We start from the raw sequence: 16,220 nt of genomic DNA on the forward strand, positions 1-16,220 counted from the left end.
GGAGCGCAAAGAAGGGGGGCTCGACGTGTGCTGTGTCACGCTGCAACGTGGACGAGGACCTACGGTGTGTGCGCTAGCAAGGAACAGCCTGGCGACGCGGAGCTAGGGTGGCTGCACGAGCGCGAGGAGGCTGCGCGGCTGCGACGCGAGGTCGAGCGTCGGATCGACGAGGGCGCGGGGGGGACCTCCGTTGAGCGACGCGACGACCCTGGCCGTGATGATGGGCCGCACCCCGGAGTCCTCTTGCAGGCGATCGGCCACGTGGTGCGCGAAGTCGACGAGCATGTCGGGCCGCGTGCACATCTCCCCGACCTGGCGGCTCGTGAGCCACGCCTCGACGTCGAGCGGCTCGCGCACGCCGGTCCTCGGATCCAGCACGTGAATACCGAGCTCACTCACGCTCTTGTCGCGCAGCTTCATGCGCCACGAGAAGCGGTGTCCGGCCTCGTTCCAGGCGACGTCGCCCGGATAGACCCAGTGGCGGAGCGGCACCACGAGGTGGAACAGGAGATACCCGTGGAGCAGCGCGAGCGGCAGCGCGGGCCGGCGCGGCGCGGCGGGCGAGGGGACAGGGGCGTCGTCGCGGGGGACGTCCGCGCCCTTGAACAGGAAGGGTAGGCGCCGCCTCGGCCACGAGGGGTCGCCGAACAGCGCGAGCGCGGCGATCATCGCATAGGGGAAGATACCGATCTTGAACAGGAGGGCGTTGGAGAGGTTGAACGCCACGGCGAGCGCCGCGCCGAAGGGGAAGGTGCGCCGGGAGAAGAGCAGGAAGCCCATCGAGAGGTCGATGAAGAGCCCCGCATACGAGAGCGCGAGCCCTGTCGCCGGCGAGGCCAGGAGCGGCCCGACGAGGGGCGCGTCGCCGTGCTCGGCGAGCCACATGGTGAGCGGCTGCCCCCGGAGCCAGTCGCCGTTCAGCTTCGCGACGCCTCCGTAGAAGTAGACGATGGCGATCTGGGCCTTCAGGGCGAAGAGATAGAAGCGCGGCACGGTCTCGGGCGGCGCGCTGGGCGGCGCGCCGCCCGGCGAGGCGCGGCGCGCGCGGCGGCGATCCAGCGAGAGCGCGCGGTGCGCCGGGGCGGCGGCGAGCAGCAGGCCGAGGAGGCAGAGGAGATAGAGGTGGTTGAGGTATTGTGCCTTGTCGAGGAGGAAGACGTACGTGAGCGCGGCGCAGAGCAGCGCGGCGCTCACCCGGTAGAAGAGCCCGGCGGCGCAGAGCAGCGCGAGGACGAAGAGGGCGCCGAAGTGCCAGTACATCCCTGTCCCGCCCCAAGGACGGACGAAGGGGACGAAGCTGAAGAAGAAGCCTGGCTCGATGTAATAGCGGTGGATCCGATCGTGGAGGGCGTACCGGACGACCTCCCACGCGATCAGGGCGCCATAGCCGGCGCGGAAGACGGCGAGGGAGGCGGCGTCGACCTCGGCGGTGAGGTAGGCCGCCCAGCGCCGCGCGAGGTCACTTCCAGTGCCCGTGCCCGTGCCCGTGCTTGTGGTGCTTGTGCTTGCCGTGCACGTGGATGTGGACCGGTCGGCCGTCGTCATCGTCGTCGTCATCGTGGATCACCACCACGCCTGGAGCCCTATCGCGGACCACCACCACGCCCGGAGCCGTCTTGACGTTCACATCCACGTTCCACGTCGTCGCCACCACGACGTTGAGGGCAGGCGCGCTCGGGCCGACGATGACGTGCACGCCGGGGCGATAGCCGACGAGCACCACGTCGGCGTGCGTCGGGTGCGCCACGACGACGGTGAGCTTCACCGGGTTGACCTTTGCCGCGACCTTGCCGACGCAGTACAGGCCGCCCGGGCCGGGGGTGAGCACGACGAGCTCGGAGCCCTGTCCCACGAAGCCGAGCTTGATCTTGCGGTCGCCGACGGGGACCGGCTTCAGGTCCGCGTCGAGGACGTAGACCCTGACCTGGCCGGAGGCCTTGTCCGCGACCACCTCGATCGTGTCGTCGCCGACCACCTGGATCACCCCGCCGTTCGGGCCCGTCTTGCCCGGGGGGATGGGCCTCTTCTCGGCCTTTCTCGCGCCCTCGACGATGACCTTCGTGCCCCCCGAGGGCAGGTGGAGCGTGCCGTTCCACGGCTTCCCGGCGACGACGATGTTGTACTTCACCTCGGTGAGATCGGCCTCGAGCTTGGGCCCGGTCGCGACGAGGAGCCCAGTCTTCGCGTCGAGCGCGAGCGGGGCCTGCGCGTCGCCGTTCGGCCCTTTCCACGTGAGCGTGCCGCTCACGTCCTTGTCGATGGGTTTGCCGTCAGGCGCCTTCACGATCGCCTTCACGGTGCCATCGGGCGCGAAATCCCACCCGACCGAGCCGCCGTCGTGCTCCTCGGTCAGCGGATCTTCGATGGCCACGGGGACAGCCTCGACCGACTCCTCGGTCACGCTGGCCTCGGCGGTGGTCTTGCACCCTGCCGCGAAGGGGCTGCCGGCGATCAAGGTGGTCAGGGCCACCACGGAAAGGATGCTCTTGGCTTGCATCAAAGTCTCCAAGCACGGGAGTTTACCGCAACCGCCGCGCCGCGTCTGCGCGAACTGACTCGTTCCACGGCGATGGGTAGCACGGGCGACGACATCGGATGCACGATGACCACTTCTCCCGTGCTCGTCGCTCGCGCGGGCCTCCGTCGTGAGCTCGTACGCTTCGAAGATGCCTTGTGCGGAGCGCCTCATGGGATGACGAGCGATGTGGATCGCTCTGGGCATATCACCGAGCGCGACAGCGAACGTGCCGAGCGCGACAGCGAACGTGCCGAGCGCGACAGCGAACGTGGAGGATGCCTGTGGCGGCCCGCCAGGCGCGATCGTGGCGTTGCGGATGCCTGTGGTGGCTCGCCGGCCGCCGTCACGCGCCTCTGGAGGCTCCTCGGCGTTTTCGCGGCCGGGCTTCCCCCCAGCGCTCCTTCGGGCTAGCGTCCCGGACGAGCCCGTCCTGCCATGTCCCAACGCATCTTTGTCGGCCTCGTCGGCTATGGTCTTGCTGGCGCCGTTTTTCACGCCCCGCTGATACGGTCCATCCCTCGGCTGCGCCTCGCCGCCATCGCGACCCGCCGGGAGGGCCAGGTCATGGCCGACCACTCGGGCGTCGCCGTGCATCCGACGCCCGAGGTGTTGATCGCCGAGCCGGGGATCGACCTCGTGGTCATCGCTTCGCCCAACGAGACCCACTTCCCGCTCGCGCGCGCCGCGCTCGAGGCGGGCAAGCACGTGGTCGTCGACAAGCCGTTCACGATCACGAGCGCCGAGGCGGGCGATCTCATTGCGCTGGCCGCGCGCCGTGGCCGGCTCCTCTCGGTCTTCCAGAACCGCCGCTGGGACGCGGACTTCCGCACCGTGCGCAGCTGCATCGAGCAGGGCCTGCTCGGCGAGGTGGCCTCGTACGAGGCGCACTTCGACCGGTTCCGCCCTGCCATCAAGCAGGGCTGGCGAGAGCAGGAGGCGCCTGGCTCGGGGATCCTGTACGACCTCGGCGCGCACCTGATCGACCAGGCGCTCGTGCTCTTCGGCCTGCCGCGCGCGGTCACGGCCGACCTCCAGGCGCAGCGGTCCGGGGCGCGCACGGTGGACTATTTCCACCTGACGCTCGACTACGGCAGGCGCCGGGTGATCGTGCGCTCCTCGACGCTGGTGCCCGAGCCGGGGCCGCGCTTCGCGGTCCACGGCGACGGCGGGAGCTTCCTCAAGTACGGCATCGACGGCCAGGAGGACGCCCTCAAGGCAGGCACGCGCCCGGGCGTGCCGGAGTGGGGGCGGGAGGACCCGCGCTGGTTCGGCACGCTCGTCACGGCAACCGGCGAGCGCCGCACGATCGAGAGCCTGCCCGGCGCCTACGAGGCCTATTACGAGGCCATCGCGGCGGCGATCCTCGACGGCGCCCCGCCGCCGGTGCGCGCCGAGGAGGCGCGCGACGTGATCCGCGTCATCGAGGCTGCGATGAAGAGCGCGGCCGAGCGGCGGACGATATCGCTCGACGCGTGATCGCCCCGGCGTAGGAAAACCGCTGCTTGCGTCGAGAAGCGGTTGAGGAGCGCATCGCTCACGCGACCTCCGTCACCCTGTACCTAATCTGCTTGTCGGGGGATGAGTCGATACCCGACGTGCGTCAACAACGACAGCGATAATTCCTGGGGATTAGCCGATATCCGAGGTGGGCTAAAAAAGGATATCGGTAGGCCCGGGGCGAGGGTGCTCGTCGGGTGGGGTGGGGGATGGGCCGCTATCCGAGGTGGGTTAAAAAGGGACAGCGGTAGGCCCGGGGCGAGGGGGCTCGTTGGGCGGGGTGGGGGATGGGCCGATGTTTGAGCCCGAGGCATCTCTCCTCCGGCGAAGCTGGAGGAGAGATGCCTCGGGCGAGTTCGGCGGGGCCCCCACCCCGCCCAACGAGCCCCCTCGCCCCGGGCCGGGCAATTCGGAAAATCGCGCACAGCAAGCCCGCTGCACGCCAGACGCCCTCTCGGGCTAGAAGATCAGCGCGCCGCCGCCAGCGCCGCCTGCATCGCGACGCCCATCTCCGCCGGCGTAGCGGCCACCTTGGCCCCCGCCGCCTCGAGCGCCGCGATCTTCTCGGCCGCCGTGCCCTCGCCGCCCGCGATGATCGCGCCAGCGTGCCCCATGCGCTTGCCCGGAGGCGCCGCGCGGCCGGCGATGAACGCCGCCACCGGCTTCTTCATGTTCTTCTTGATCCACGCCGCCGCGCGCTGCTCGGCCGTCCCACCGATCTCGCCGATCAGCACCACACCGTGGGTGTCGGGATCCTGGTTGAAGAGCTCGAGCACGTCGATGAAGTCCATGCCGCCGACCGGATCACCGCCGATTCCCACGCAGCTCGACTGGCCGATGCCGAGGGCGCTCAGCTGGCCGACCGCCTCGTAGGTCAGCGTGCCCGAGCGGGAGAGGACGCCGATGTGGCCCTTCTTGTGGATGTGGCCCGGCATGATCCCGATCTTGCACTCTCCCGGGGTGATCACGCCGGGACAGTTCGGCCCGATGAGCCGCGCCGGCTTCCCCTCGAGGAAGCGACGGACGCGGATCATGTCGAGCACCGGCACGCCGTCCGTGATGCAGATGACGAGCTTGCAGCCCGCATCGACGGCCTCGGTGATCGCGTCCGCCGCGCCGACCGGCGGCACGAAGATGCATGAGACCTCGGCGCCCTCGTTGCGCACGGCCTGCTCGACCGTGTCGAAGATCGGCACCTTGTCTTCGAATCGCTGGCCGCCGCGGCCCGGCGTCACGCCGGCGACGACCTTCGTCCCGTACTCGATGCAGGCGCGGGCGTGCTGCGACCCGTAGGCGCCCGTGATGCCCTGGAAGACGACCCGCGTGTCCTTGTTGACGAGGATGCTCATCGCTTGATTACTCTACCTTCAACGTGGACAGGAGCTCGGCCACCGCCGCTGGCTCGCTGCTCAACTGGGTTCGAGGCCCGATGCCCGCGGGCGCCCTAGGCGCCGGCCTTGCCGCCGCGCGTGGCGGCGACGATCTTCTGCGCGCCGTCGGCCATGGAGCTCGCCGACTGGATGGTCAGCCCGCTCTCGTCGAGCAGCTTGCGGCCGGCCTCGACGTTCGTCCCCTCGAGGCGCACCACGAGAGGCACCTTGAGCCCGAGCTCCTTCGCCGCGGCGATGACACCGGCCGCGACGACGTCGCAGCGCATGATGCCGCCGAAGATGTTCACGAAGATGCCGCGGACCCGCTCGCTCCGGAGGATGATCTGGAACGCGGTCTTCACCTGCTCCTGCGAGGCGCCGCCGCCGACGTCCAGGAAGTTCGCCGGCTTTCCGCCGTAATGGAGGATGATATCCATCGTCGCCATCGCGAGCCCGGCGCCGTTCACGAGGCAGCCGATGTCGCCGTCGAGCGACACGTAGGACAGCCCGGCCCGCTTCGCCTGGAGCTCGACCGGATCCTCCTCGTCGACGTCGCGCATCGCGTTCCACTCGGCGTGCCGGAACTCGGCGTTGTCGTCGAAGCTCACCTTCGCGTCGAGCGCGAAGACGTCGCCGGCGCCGGTCACGACGAGCGGGTTGATCTCGAGCAGAGAGCAGTCCTCCGCGGTGAAGCAGGCGTAGAGCGAGGCCACGAGCTTCAGGAACTGGCGCTGCGTCTCCTTCGCGGTGAGCCCGAGCGCGATCGCGAGCTGCCGCCCCTGGTACGGGGCGAGGCCGAGCACCGGATCGATGAAGAGCTTGTAGATCTTCTCCGGCGTGCTGTGGGCCACCTCCTCGATGTCCATGCCGCCCTCGGTCGAGGCGATCACCGCGATGCGGCGGCGCTCGCGATCGACGAGCATCGCGAAGTAGAGCTCGCGCGCGATGTCGAGGCCCTGCTCGATGTAGAGCCGCCGGACCTTCTGCCCCTCGGGGCCCGTCTGCTTGGTGACGAGCTGCATGCCGAGGATCTTCTCGGCGAGGGCCGTCGCCTCCGCGCTGCCGCCCTTCGCGACCTTGACGCCGCCGCCCTTGCCGCGGCCGCCCGCGTGGATCTGCGCCTTCACGACGACGACCGGGTTGCCTGTCTGGGCGATCAGCCGATCGGCGATCGGCGCCACCTCGCTCGCCTGGAAAGCGGGCTCCCCTTTCGGTACCGGCACTCCGTAGCGAGCGAAGAGCTGCTTGCCTTGATACTCGTGGATTTTCATGAGAGGGGCCGCCACCCTATCACAAGGCCGCGCCAGCGCGAGACTCGAAAAACAGGGGCGACGGACGTCGGTGGAGTGAACGCGCGGGCGCGTGTGAAGTCACGCGTTACGTTTCGTTACGTTCCGTTACGTTCCGGCACGTTACGTTTCGAGTGTTTCGCGCCGACTCACCCATCCATGGAAAAGTGCGGCGGCGCGGCGCTCTCAGGCCGCGGCGCTCTCAGACGGCGGCGCTGCGCCCTGGCGCGGGCGGATCAGGGCGCCACAGCGCCGCTTCCGTCGATTCACTTGGCGGCGTAGGGCGGCGGCTCAGGTCGGCGGAGCGCCACGAGGGCGAACAGGCCGGACAGGACGTCGTCCTCGACCTGGGAGACCTTGCCTTCGAGGCTGATCTTGAGCTCATCGAACGGCGTGTAGGTGAGCCCGGCGCTCGCGGAGACGCTCGGCTGAGGCGCGAACAGAAAGGCAGAGAGGGCGCTCCCGGGCTCGTGGAGAGCCTGGATTCGAAAGCTCGGATGGATTGCCATCTTCGGGAGGACATTGGCGATGATCTCGCCTCCCACCCAGGGCTTCAGCTCGATCGCTCCCGCCTCGTCCGCCGCGCCGACCAGCCCGACGCTGCCGTCGAGCGACACGGTCAGCGCCTCGGCCGGGTAGAGCTCCAGGGCGACGACCGCCGAGTAGAAATCGATCGACGGATACAGCGCGATACCCGACCAGGTCGACCAGAGCGGCTGCATCGTGGTGAGACCGGCGCCGAACGTCGGCGCGTCGACGTCGAGATCGAAGCCGCCGAAGAGGTTGATCTCGTATCCCTCGCCGAGGACGAGCCCGGGCTCGACGCCGAGCATCCGGCCCGGGACGGTGCTGATCATGGTCGAGGTCGTCGGGAAGGTGTTGATCCAGCCGTCCCAGTCCTCGATGCCAATCGGGTGCGTGACGATGCCCAGCCGGAGGTGGTGATCCTCGCGGCCAATCTGGAGCATCGCCCACTCGGGCGGGCCGATCTTGATCCCCGGCGTCGCCAAGGACCACGTGGGGTAGACGAACGCCGGCAGCCCGAACGCCGGCAGGCCGAGCGGCGCCGTGGTCGCCTGCACGTCGAGATCGAGCCGGAAGTAGAGCGAGCCGCTCGCGAGCCGCAGCCCGACCTCGGCCTGCGCGAGCGCGTCGAAGCGAAGGGCTGCGGGCGCATCGCGGTGCACGCCCGCGACGACGCTGGTCCCCCCTCCCACCCAGGTGTCGATGTCGGCCGGGAGCGCGGCGAGGTGCGGTAGCAGCTGGGCCTCCTCTCTGTGGGTCTCCGGACGGCGGCTGGCCTCGATCAGCGAGCGGCGACGAGCGCCCCCGCGGCGATCACCGCCCCGCGCCGGCCGTCGCGGCCCGCAGGCGCTCGACCAGCGGGCGGATGGCGTCGCTCCGCAGCTTGTAGGACGCGCGGTTGGCGACGAGCAGGGTGCTCACCTCCGTGACCGTCTCGAGCACCTCGAGGCGGTTCTCGCGCAGCGTCGAGCCCGTCTCGACGATATCGACGATGAGGTGAGAGAGCCCGACGAGCGGCGCGAGCTCCACCGAGCCGTGGACGGGGATGATCTCCGCCACCACGCCCTTGCTCGCGAAGTGATCCCCGGCGATCCGCGGGTACTTCGTGGCGACGCGCGGCAGATCGGGCATCGGCGTGTCCTCGGGGCCGGCCACGACGAGGCGGCAGCGGCCGATGCCGAGATCGAGCGGCGTGTAGAGATCGTGGCGGCGCTCGAGGAGCGTGTCACGGCCGGAGACCCCGAGATCGGCGGCGCCGTACTCGACGTAGGTCGGGACGTCGTCCGGCTTCAGGAACACGTACCGGATCGCGCCGTCCGCCGTCGGCCGGACCAGGCGGCGATCGCTCGCCTCGAGGGGCGCGCTGTCGAGGCCCGCGCGCCGCACGAGCGGGATGAGGTCCTTCAAAATCCGCCCCTTGGGGACGGCGATGGTGAGCGGCCTCGTCATCCGGCCCGCCCCTCGACGCGCACCGTGTCGGCGCCGAGCTGCGCCAGCTTGCGCTCCATGAACTCGTAGCCGCGATCCAGGTGGTAGACGCGCAGCACCTCGGTCTCGCCCTCGGTCGCCACGAGCCCGGCGATGACGAGCGACGCGCTCGCGCGCAGATCGGTGGCCATCACGGTCGCGCCCGACAGCGGCGCGCCGCCGTGCACGTGCGCCGTGTGGCCGTCCACGTCGATGTGCGCCCCCATCCGCGAGAGCTCGGGGACGTGCATGAAGCGGTTCTCGAAGATGGTCTCGACGATGCGCGACGTGCCCTGCGCGAGGCACATCAGGACCATGAACTGCGCCTGCATGTCGGTCGGGAAGCCCGGGTGCGGCGCCGTCGTGACGTCGACGGCGCGCAGCGGCCGCCCCTCGCGGCGGACGCGCACGCAATCACCCTCGCGGCCCACCTCGACGCCCGCCTGGCGGAGCTTCGCCGCGACCGCCTCGAGATCCTCGAGCGGCGCGTTCTCGATCAGCACGTCGCCGCCGGCCGCGGCCGCCGCGACCATGTACGTGCCGGCCTCGATCCGATCGGAGATGATCGCGTGGTCGAACGGCTCCAGCTCGTCCGCGCCCTCGATGTGGATGACGTCCGTGCCGGCGCCGCTCACGCGCGCGCCCATCTTGTTGAGCACCCGGCCGAGCTCCTCGACCTCGGGCTCGCGCGCGCAGTTCACCAGCGTGGTCCGCCCCTTCGCGAGCGCCGCGGCCATCATCAGGTTCTCGGTGCCGGTCACCGTCGGCAGATCGAACACGACCTCGGCGCCGCGGAGCCGCTTGCACTCCGCGACGATGTAGCCGCGGGACAGCCGGATCGTCGCGCCGAGCGCCTCGAGGCCCTTGAGGTGCTGATCCACCGGGCGCGTCCCGATCTGGCAGCCGCCGGGGAGCGACACCTTGGCGCGGCCGAAGCGCGCGAGCAGCGGGCCGAGGACCATGACGCTCGCGCGCATCTGCTTGACGAGCTCGTAGGGGGCCTCGGGCCGCACGTTGTCGCCGGCGCCGACCCTCACGAGCGGCGGCGCGGTCTCGACGTTGCGCCCGAGGAACCGGAGCAGCGCCGAGGTCGTGTCGATGTCGCGCAGCGCGGGCACGTTGCGGAGCAGGCTCTCCCCATCGGAGAGCAGCGTCGCGCAGAGGATCGGCAGCGCGGCGTTCTTTGCGCCGCTGATGCGGATCTTGCCGGAGAGCGGCTTACCGCCCCGGATCCGGATGGAGTCCATGCCCCCGCTATCGCACAACCCGCGGCGGAACGCGATGTTTCGGGGGTCGCCCGCGCGCCGCGCCCCGTGTTTCGCCCGGTGCTCCGCGTCGACCGCCGCGCCGCCGCGAGCGCGGAGCGCGGCCGGCGCGGCGCGCGGGGCGGGCGGACGACGGGCCCACTTTCCCGTGCGCTTCCCGTGCGCTGGTCTAGTCTCCACCGGCCATGCGACCGAGCGCCATCGCCCTGTCCTCGCTGCTCGCCGCGTCTGTGGCCCCGCTCGCAGCCGCGCAGCCGTCGGCCGATCTCCGCGGCTTCCGCGCCTCGATCGACCCCGGGGCCGGCGTCTACCTCGAGCCCGCCGCGACCCCGGACACGGGCGAGTGGAGCGCGAGCCTCTGGGCCTCGTACGCCTACCGTCCCCTCGTGCTCCGCGATCCCGCCTCGGGGAAGGTCCGCTTCGACGTCATCCGCCACCAGGCGAGCGCCGATTTCGCGGCCGGCGTGGGCATCGCGCGGCGCCTGCTCGTGGGGCTCACGCTGCCCGTGGTCCTCCACCAGAGCGGCGACGAGCCCACGTCCGACGCCACGCGGGTGCTCGGCGACACGTGGCTCCCGGCGCAGGCGCTCGGCGATCTCGGCCTCGTCGGCAAGTTCACCCTCGTGCAGCCCGTCGGCGGCGATCTCGGCGGTTTCGCGCTCGCGCTGCACGAGCGCTTCACGCTGCCCACGGGGGACGAGGCGTCGTTCGTGGGCGAGGGGGGCGTCACGAACGAGCTCAGGCTCCTCGCCGAGTACCGCCTGATCGCGTTCGGCGCGCACCTCGCGGCGGGGGTCAAGCTCCGCGCCGGCGAGGCCCGCTTCGGGTGCGAGGCGACCCCGGTCTCCGCCGCGGGCGACGATCCGTGCCCCACGGTGTTCGGCCACGAGCTCCCCTTCGGCCTCGGCCTGTCGTTCCGGCCCCAGATCCTGGGCATCGACCCGGAAGGGCGCGCCACGTTCTTCCTGGAGGCGCACGGGCACCTCCCGCTCTCGCCGATCGCGCCGTTCGCGAGCCAGGAGGCCGCCGCGCTGGAGCTCGGCCTCGCCGCGCGCTACGCGCTGGGCGACGTCTCGTTCCTGGCCGGCGTCGAGACGGCGCTGGCCGGCGGCGTCGGCACCGCGCCGCTGCGCGCCGTCCTCTCCGTGGCCTGGACCCCGCGCGTCCACGACGCCGACAAGGACGGCGTGCCGGACGACGTCGATCAGTGCCGCGAGCTCCCGGAGGACCGCGACGGCTTCCAGGACGACGACGGGTGCCCCGAAGGGGACAACGACGAAGACGGCGTCGTCGACGAGGAGGACCGCTGCCCGACGCAGAAGGAAGACGAGGACGGCGTCGCGGATGAGGACGGGTGCCCGGACCCGTGACGCCGGGCCGTGGACGATCCATGACGACGTGCACCGCATGAGCGACGACGGCTACACGAAGCACGGCGGCGGCCGCCACGAGGGGCCCTCCCGCACCTCGCCGTATCCCCTGAGCCGGCTCTCCGCGCCGCACGAGCTCGTCGACGTGGCGCGGGAGATCCAGCAGGCGGACGCGCTGCTCGGCGCGGTCACCGGCGGCAAGCTCGCGCAGATCGCGCGGCAGATCCGGTCGCTCCAGGAGGAGGCGCGGCGGGTCCTCGAGGCGGCGCAGCGCGACGGCGAGCTCCACCGGGCGGCGTGCAACTTCAAGAAGCGGCCCGGCCACGTCTATCACCTCTACCGGCGCGGCGACGGCGTCCCTTACCTCTCGATGCTCTCGCCCGAGGAGTGGGGCGGCTCGCCGCCGCACGCGTTCGAGGGCTCGTACCGCCTCGAGGTCGACATGTCGTGGACGCCGTCCGAGGAGGCCGAGGCGCACGACGCGGAGGCCGGCGCGCTCGCTCGGCTCACCGGCCGCGGCGCGTGACCGCGGCGCTCGCTCACCCGCCGAGCTGGAGCAGCACCTTTCCGAACGACGCGTTGCTGGCGACGTAAATATGCGCCGCGGCGGCATCGCCGATCGGGAAGACCCGGTCCACGACCGGCCGCACGGCGCGGCTCGCGAGCCACGGGGAGATGTTCCGCTCGAGCACCTGCGCCGCCGCGATCTTCTCCTCGATCGGGCGCGAGCGGAGCACGGTGCCGATGAGCTCGACGCGCTTCCGGAGGAGCTCGCGCAGGTCGAGCTCCGTGGACGCGCCGGCCGTCAGCCCGACGAGCGCGATGCGGGCCTTGGACGCGCACGCCTTGAGGTCCTCGCCGACGTACGCGCCTCCGACGAGCTCGAGGACCACGTCGACCCCCGCGCCTCCGGTCGCCTTCAGCACCTCGTCCGCGAACCTCGCGCCCGACGCCGCGATCCCGGCGTGCAGCCCGAGCTCGCGGCAGCGATCCAGCTTGTCCTGCGTGCGCGACGTCCCGACGACGAAGCACCCGAGCGCGCGGGCGATCTGGAGGCCGGCCGTGCCCACGCCGCTGCCGACCGCGTGCACGAGCGCGCGCTCGCCGGGCGCGAGCCGGGCGCGCGTGACGAGCGCGTCGTAGGCGGTCACGAACGCCTCGGGGACCGCGGCCGCCTCCTCGTCCGTGAGCCCTTCCGGCACCGGCGCGACCTCGCGCTCGTGCGCGACGACCCGCTCGGCGTAGGCGCCGCCCGCGAGGAGGCCGAAGACGCGATCGCCCGGCGCGAAGCGGCGCGCGCCCTTCCCCGTGGCCTCGACCACGCCGGAGTACTCGAGCCCCGGCACGTCCTGCGGCGCGCCTGGCGGCGCCGGGTAAAGGCCCAGCCGCTGGAGCAGATCGGCGCGGTTCACCCCGGCGAAGCGGACGGCGACACGCACATGCCCGTCGGGCACGTCGGGCGCATCGACCTCCCGCACCTCGAGGACCTCCGGCCCGCCCGGCTCGCGGATGACGACGGCGCGCATCTTCAATGTGCCGCTCACGCCGTTCATTCTTCCATCGGCGGCGGGAGCACGCTCTTCCGGTAGAAGTATTCCACCTTCTCCGAGTCCGGATCGACCGGCTCCGCCTCCGGCTCGGCCGGCGCGTTGCCGCCGATCGCCGCCTCGATCTGCACCTGCTCGAGCGCGTCCATCATCAAGGCCGCGCTCGGGAAGCGCTCCTCGCGATCGAGCGCGAGCGCGCGCATCGTCGCGACGTCGAGCGAGTGGGGCACCTCGGGCCGCAGCATGCGCGGGCGGATCGGCTTCACCCGCTGGATCTCCGCGAGCAGGGCGGCGGCCGTCGGCGCCTTGAAAGGCAGCTGCCCGGTGAGCATCACGTAGAGCAGCATGCCCACCGAGTAGAGGTCCGCGCGCGCGTCGAGATCGCGGACGCCCTGCGCCTGCTCCGGCGCCATGAACGCGGGCGTACCGGCGATCGCGTGGCTCCCGGCGGCGGCCATCGAGACGAGGATCGACGGCGCCGCCGCCCCCGTGTTGAACGCCTCGGCGACGCCGAAATCGAGCACCTTCACGGTGAGCGGGCCGCGGCCGCCGCCGACGAGACAGATGTTGTCCGGCTTGAGATCGCGGTGGAGGATGCCCTCGGTGTGCGTGACGACGAGCGCGCTGAGCACCTGGACGGCCACGTCCAGCACGACGGGAATGGGCATGGGGCGCTCGCGCGCGAGCCGCTCGGTGATGGTCTCGCCCTCGAGCCGCTCCATCACGAGGTAGGGCGTGCCGTCGTCGAGCACGCCCAGATCGTAGACCTCGACGATGTTCGGGTGGCCGAAGCGGCCGGCGACGGCGGCCTCGTTGTGGAAGCGCGCGATGGCCGTCTTGCTCTGAGCGTACTGGCCGCGGAGCGTCTTGATCGCGACCCGGCGCCGCAGGCCGATGTGGATCGCGTCGTAGACCATCCCCATCCCGCCCTTCGCGATGACGCCGAGGATGCGGTAGCGGTCGTGCAGCAGGCGGCCGACGAGCGGCGCTTCCTTCGTCGGCCGCGGCTGATCGGGATCGATATCGGGCGGCAGCGGCCCGTCCACCGGCCACCCCGACTCGCCCCTGCTCGTCGGCGGTACCCGCGTCGAGGAGGGAGGGGCGACGCTCGGCGTGAGCGCCGTGCCGTGCACCGGGCACCTCTCGGTGTCCGACGGGTGCGGCAACCCGCACGCCTGGCATCGGATGAAGTGCTGCGGCGGCATCGGGGACCCGGTCAGAGTACGGGTACATCCGCCCATGCAGCAAGCTCGTTCAGGGACCGAGCGTCCCGGCCGGGGGAGCACGCCCACAGCGTGTGGTTGGGTAGCCAACCCATGTCATCTTCAGCAGCTGGGTTGGATCGGCTCGCGGCTTACGGTAGGCTGGGCTCAAACGTGCCGCAGCCGGTCCGAAAGCCAACCCGACGAGCGCGAGAGGTGTCGCGGCGAGGCGGGTACCAGAATTTGCATCAGAACGTAAGCGAGAACGTAAGCGAGAACGTAAGCCGGAACGTGAGCGAAAACGTAAGCCGGAACGTGCGGCGGCACGTCGACCTGAACGTTGACCAACACGTGAACCAGTTCGTAAGTCGAACGTAAGTCGAGCGTTAGGCAGCGCGTGACGGGCTCGGGGTACGCTTTCCCCGACTGCCAGCAGTGGGGGCCAGCGGGATGGGAAGGGGAAAGAGACAGAGGCCATGAGCACGGCGGAGAAGCTTTCGGACGGTGCCTCGGCCAGCGGTGAGTCCGATCCGCTGCTGGGAAAGGTCTTGAATCAGAAGTTCAAGATCCACTCCCTCCTCGCGACGGGCGGCATGGGCGTCATCTATCGCGGCGAGCAGATCGCGCTCGAGCGCCAGGTCGCGATCAAGGTCCTGACGCCCACGAACTCATCGAATCAGATCGACCCCAACTTTCATAAGCGCTTCTTCCTCGAGGCGAGCATCCTCGCCAGGCTCCAGCACCCGAACATCGTCACGGTCTTCGACTACGGCCGAGTCGAGAACATGGAGCCCGAGCGGTACTTCATGGCCATGGAGTTCCTCGAGGGCGAGACGCTCTTCCGGCGGCTGCGCAAGGCGGGCCGCCTCCCGGCGCCCGACTCGATGGGCATCGCCCGGCAGATCGCCCGCGGGCTGCGCGAGGCGCACAAGCACGGCGTGGTGCACCGCGATCTGAAGCCGTCGAACGTCATGCTCGTCCCCGGCGAGGACACCGGAGAGCTCGTCAAGATCCTCGATTTCGGCCTCGTGAAGGTGCTCGCCGACGACTCGGAGGAGCTCACGCAGCAGGGCTCGTTCCTCGGCTCACCGCGCTTCATGTCGCCGGAGCAGATCTCGCACGGCAAGGTCGATCTGCGGACGGACGTGTACTCGCTGGGCGTGATCCTCTATCAGATGCTCTGCGGGAAGGTCCCGTTCGAGGCGCAGAACTCGGTCCAGATCCTGATCGCTCACCTGCAGCAGCCCGTGCCGCGGATGAAAGAGCGCAACCCCGAGGCCGACGTGCCCGAGCCGCTCGAGGCGTTCGTGCTGCGCTGCCTGTCGAAGGATCCGGACGGCCGACCGGCCAACATGGAGGCCCTCATCCGCGGGCTCGGCGAGTGCGCGCAGGCGATGGGCCTGTCCCCGGCGTTCGGCTCGACGGGCCTCGTGACCATGGACTCCACCGGCACCGGCAGGATGCCGACGCCGATGCCGCCCGTGCGCGTGATGACGGCGATCCCCGCCAGCTCGTCGTCGCCCTCGTCGACGTCCGGCGCCACGACCTCGCAGGTGGACGACGCCTCGCTCGGCGCCGCCTCGCGCCCGGCCGACGCCGCGCCGCAGGGCCGCAAGGGCATCGTGCTCGTCGCGGTGGGCGTCCTCGCCGTCGCGGGCATCGGGGTCGCGATGTCGCAGATGCGCTCGAGCGAGCCGCCGCCGGCGCCGGCCGCCGCGCAACCGGCGAAGCCGCAGGTCGCGCCGCCGCCCGCCGACGTCGGGTCGTTCGTGCTGATGGTCGAGTCCATGCCGTCCGGCGCCGAGGTGCTGGAAGACGGCAAGCCGCTCGGGAACACGCCGCTCCAGCTGTCGCTCTCGAACAGCTCCGTGCGCGCCAACCCACGCCGGCTGACCGTGCGCCACGAGGGGTACGAGCCGTACTCGATCGTCCAGGGCCCCTCCGATCAGTCCGTGCGCCTGGTCGCCACGCTCACGAAGCAGGCCGCGGCGGCGCCGACGAGCACGCCTGCCGCGCCCACGCCGCCCCCAGCCTCCCCGGCGCCCCGCCCCTACGCTGGCCGGCCGGCCGCGAGGCCCACGCCCGCTCCCGACGCTCCGCCCCCGCCCCCTTCTCCTCGGCCGCTGGATATCCAGATCGAACGATGACCCTCCAGCGCCCCACACTCCAC

The 16,220-nt window shown here is 71.0% G+C and carries 13 protein-coding genes; 4 read left to right on the forward strand and 9 right to left on the reverse strand.

Annotated features, from left to right (window positions below):
- Nucleotides 1-102: 102 nt before the first annotated feature.
- Both WMF29_RS47890 and WMF29_RS47895 read right to left on the reverse strand, forming a co-directional pair.
- Entirely contained in the window at nt 103-1,557 is a 1,455-nt protein-coding gene (locus WMF29_RS47890; protein ID WP_437326699.1) for an HTTM domain-containing protein, read from the reverse strand.
- The gene (locus tag WMF29_RS47895) at nt 1,460-2,497 is read right to left on the reverse strand and encodes a hypothetical protein (protein WP_437326700.1); all 1,038 of its coding nucleotides are present in this window, start codon (nt 2,495-2,497) and stop codon (nt 1,460-1,462) included. The genes WMF29_RS47890 and WMF29_RS47895 overlap by 98 nt, the downstream gene beginning before the upstream one ends.
- A 456-nt stretch (nt 2,498-2,953) precedes the next feature.
- Here WMF29_RS47895 and WMF29_RS47900 point away from each other — a divergent pair, with 456 nt between their 5' ends.
- Complete coding sequence (locus tag WMF29_RS47900; RefSeq protein ID WP_437326701.1) at nt 2,954-3,994, forward strand: oxidoreductase; 1,041 nt, start codon at nt 2,954-2,956, stop codon at nt 3,992-3,994.
- A gap of 488 nt (nt 3,995-4,482) precedes the next feature.
- On the opposite strand, the gene sucD is transcribed toward WMF29_RS47900, so the two are convergent.
- The 5 genes from sucD to murA form a co-directional block, all read right to left on the reverse strand.
- On the reverse strand, nt 4,483-5,364 hold the full coding sequence (gene sucD / locus WMF29_RS47905; RefSeq protein ID WP_272096863.1) for a succinate--CoA ligase subunit alpha: 882 nt from the start codon (nt 5,362-5,364) through the stop codon (nt 4,483-4,485).
- Between the two features lie 95 nt (nt 5,365-5,459).
- Nucleotides 5,460-6,656, reverse strand: coding sequence for an ADP-forming succinate--CoA ligase subunit beta (sucC, locus tag WMF29_RS47910; RefSeq protein WP_437326702.1), 1,197 nt, complete (start codon nt 6,654-6,656; stop codon nt 5,460-5,462).
- A 284-nt stretch (nt 6,657-6,940) separates the two neighbouring features.
- Nucleotides 6,941-7,891 carry a hypothetical protein gene (locus WMF29_RS47915; protein ID WP_437326703.1) on the reverse strand — a complete coding sequence of 317 codons (951 nt, stop codon included), beginning with the start codon at nt 7,889-7,891 and terminating at the stop codon, nt 6,941-6,943.
- A gap of 121 nt (nt 7,892-8,012) precedes the next feature.
- Complete coding sequence (hisG, locus tag WMF29_RS47920; protein WP_437326704.1) at nt 8,013-8,648, reverse strand: ATP phosphoribosyltransferase; 636 nt, start codon at nt 8,646-8,648, stop codon at nt 8,013-8,015.
- Nucleotides 8,645-9,913, reverse strand: a complete 1,269-nt coding sequence (murA, locus tag WMF29_RS47925) for a UDP-N-acetylglucosamine 1-carboxyvinyltransferase (protein ID WP_437326705.1) — start codon at nt 9,911-9,913, stop codon at nt 8,645-8,647. Before murA ends, hisG begins: the two co-directional genes overlap by 4 nt.
- A 203-nt stretch (nt 9,914-10,116) precedes the next feature.
- On the opposite strand from murA, the gene WMF29_RS47930 reads away from it, so the two are divergent.
- Together WMF29_RS47930 and WMF29_RS47935 are read left to right on the forward strand one after the other, a co-directional pair.
- On the forward strand, nt 10,117-11,301 hold the full coding sequence (locus tag WMF29_RS47930; RefSeq protein WP_437326706.1) for a hypothetical protein: 1,185 nt from the start codon (nt 10,117-10,119) through the stop codon (nt 11,299-11,301).
- Nucleotides 11,302-11,338: 37 nt separating this feature from the next.
- Nucleotides 11,339-11,827, forward strand: a complete 489-nt coding sequence (locus WMF29_RS47935; protein WP_437326707.1) for a DUF2452 domain-containing protein — start codon at nt 11,339-11,341, stop codon at nt 11,825-11,827.
- A 13-nt stretch (nt 11,828-11,840) separates the two neighbouring features.
- Here the strand turns inward: WMF29_RS47935 and WMF29_RS47940 are convergent, their stop codons facing one another.
- A complete protein-coding gene (locus tag WMF29_RS47940) occupies nt 11,841-12,827 on the reverse strand; it encodes an NAD(P)H-quinone oxidoreductase (protein ID WP_437331254.1) in 987 nt (328 codons plus the stop codon).
- A 23-nt stretch (nt 12,828-12,850) separates the two neighbouring features.
- Nucleotides 12,851-13,981, reverse strand: coding sequence for a serine/threonine-protein kinase (locus WMF29_RS47945; RefSeq protein WP_437326708.1), 1,131 nt, complete (start codon nt 13,979-13,981; stop codon nt 12,851-12,853).
- A gap of 545 nt (nt 13,982-14,526) precedes the next feature.
- Here WMF29_RS47945 and WMF29_RS47950 point away from each other — a divergent pair.
- A complete protein-coding gene (locus tag WMF29_RS47950) occupies nt 14,527-16,197 on the forward strand; it encodes a serine/threonine-protein kinase (protein WP_437326709.1) in 1,671 nt (556 codons plus the stop codon).
- Nucleotides 16,198-16,220 lie beyond the last annotated feature (23 nt).

It is taken from the genome of Sorangium sp. So ce381, from assembly GCF_051473845.1.
GTDB lineage: Bacteria > Myxococcota_A > Polyangia > Polyangiales > Polyangiaceae > Sorangium > Sorangium atrum.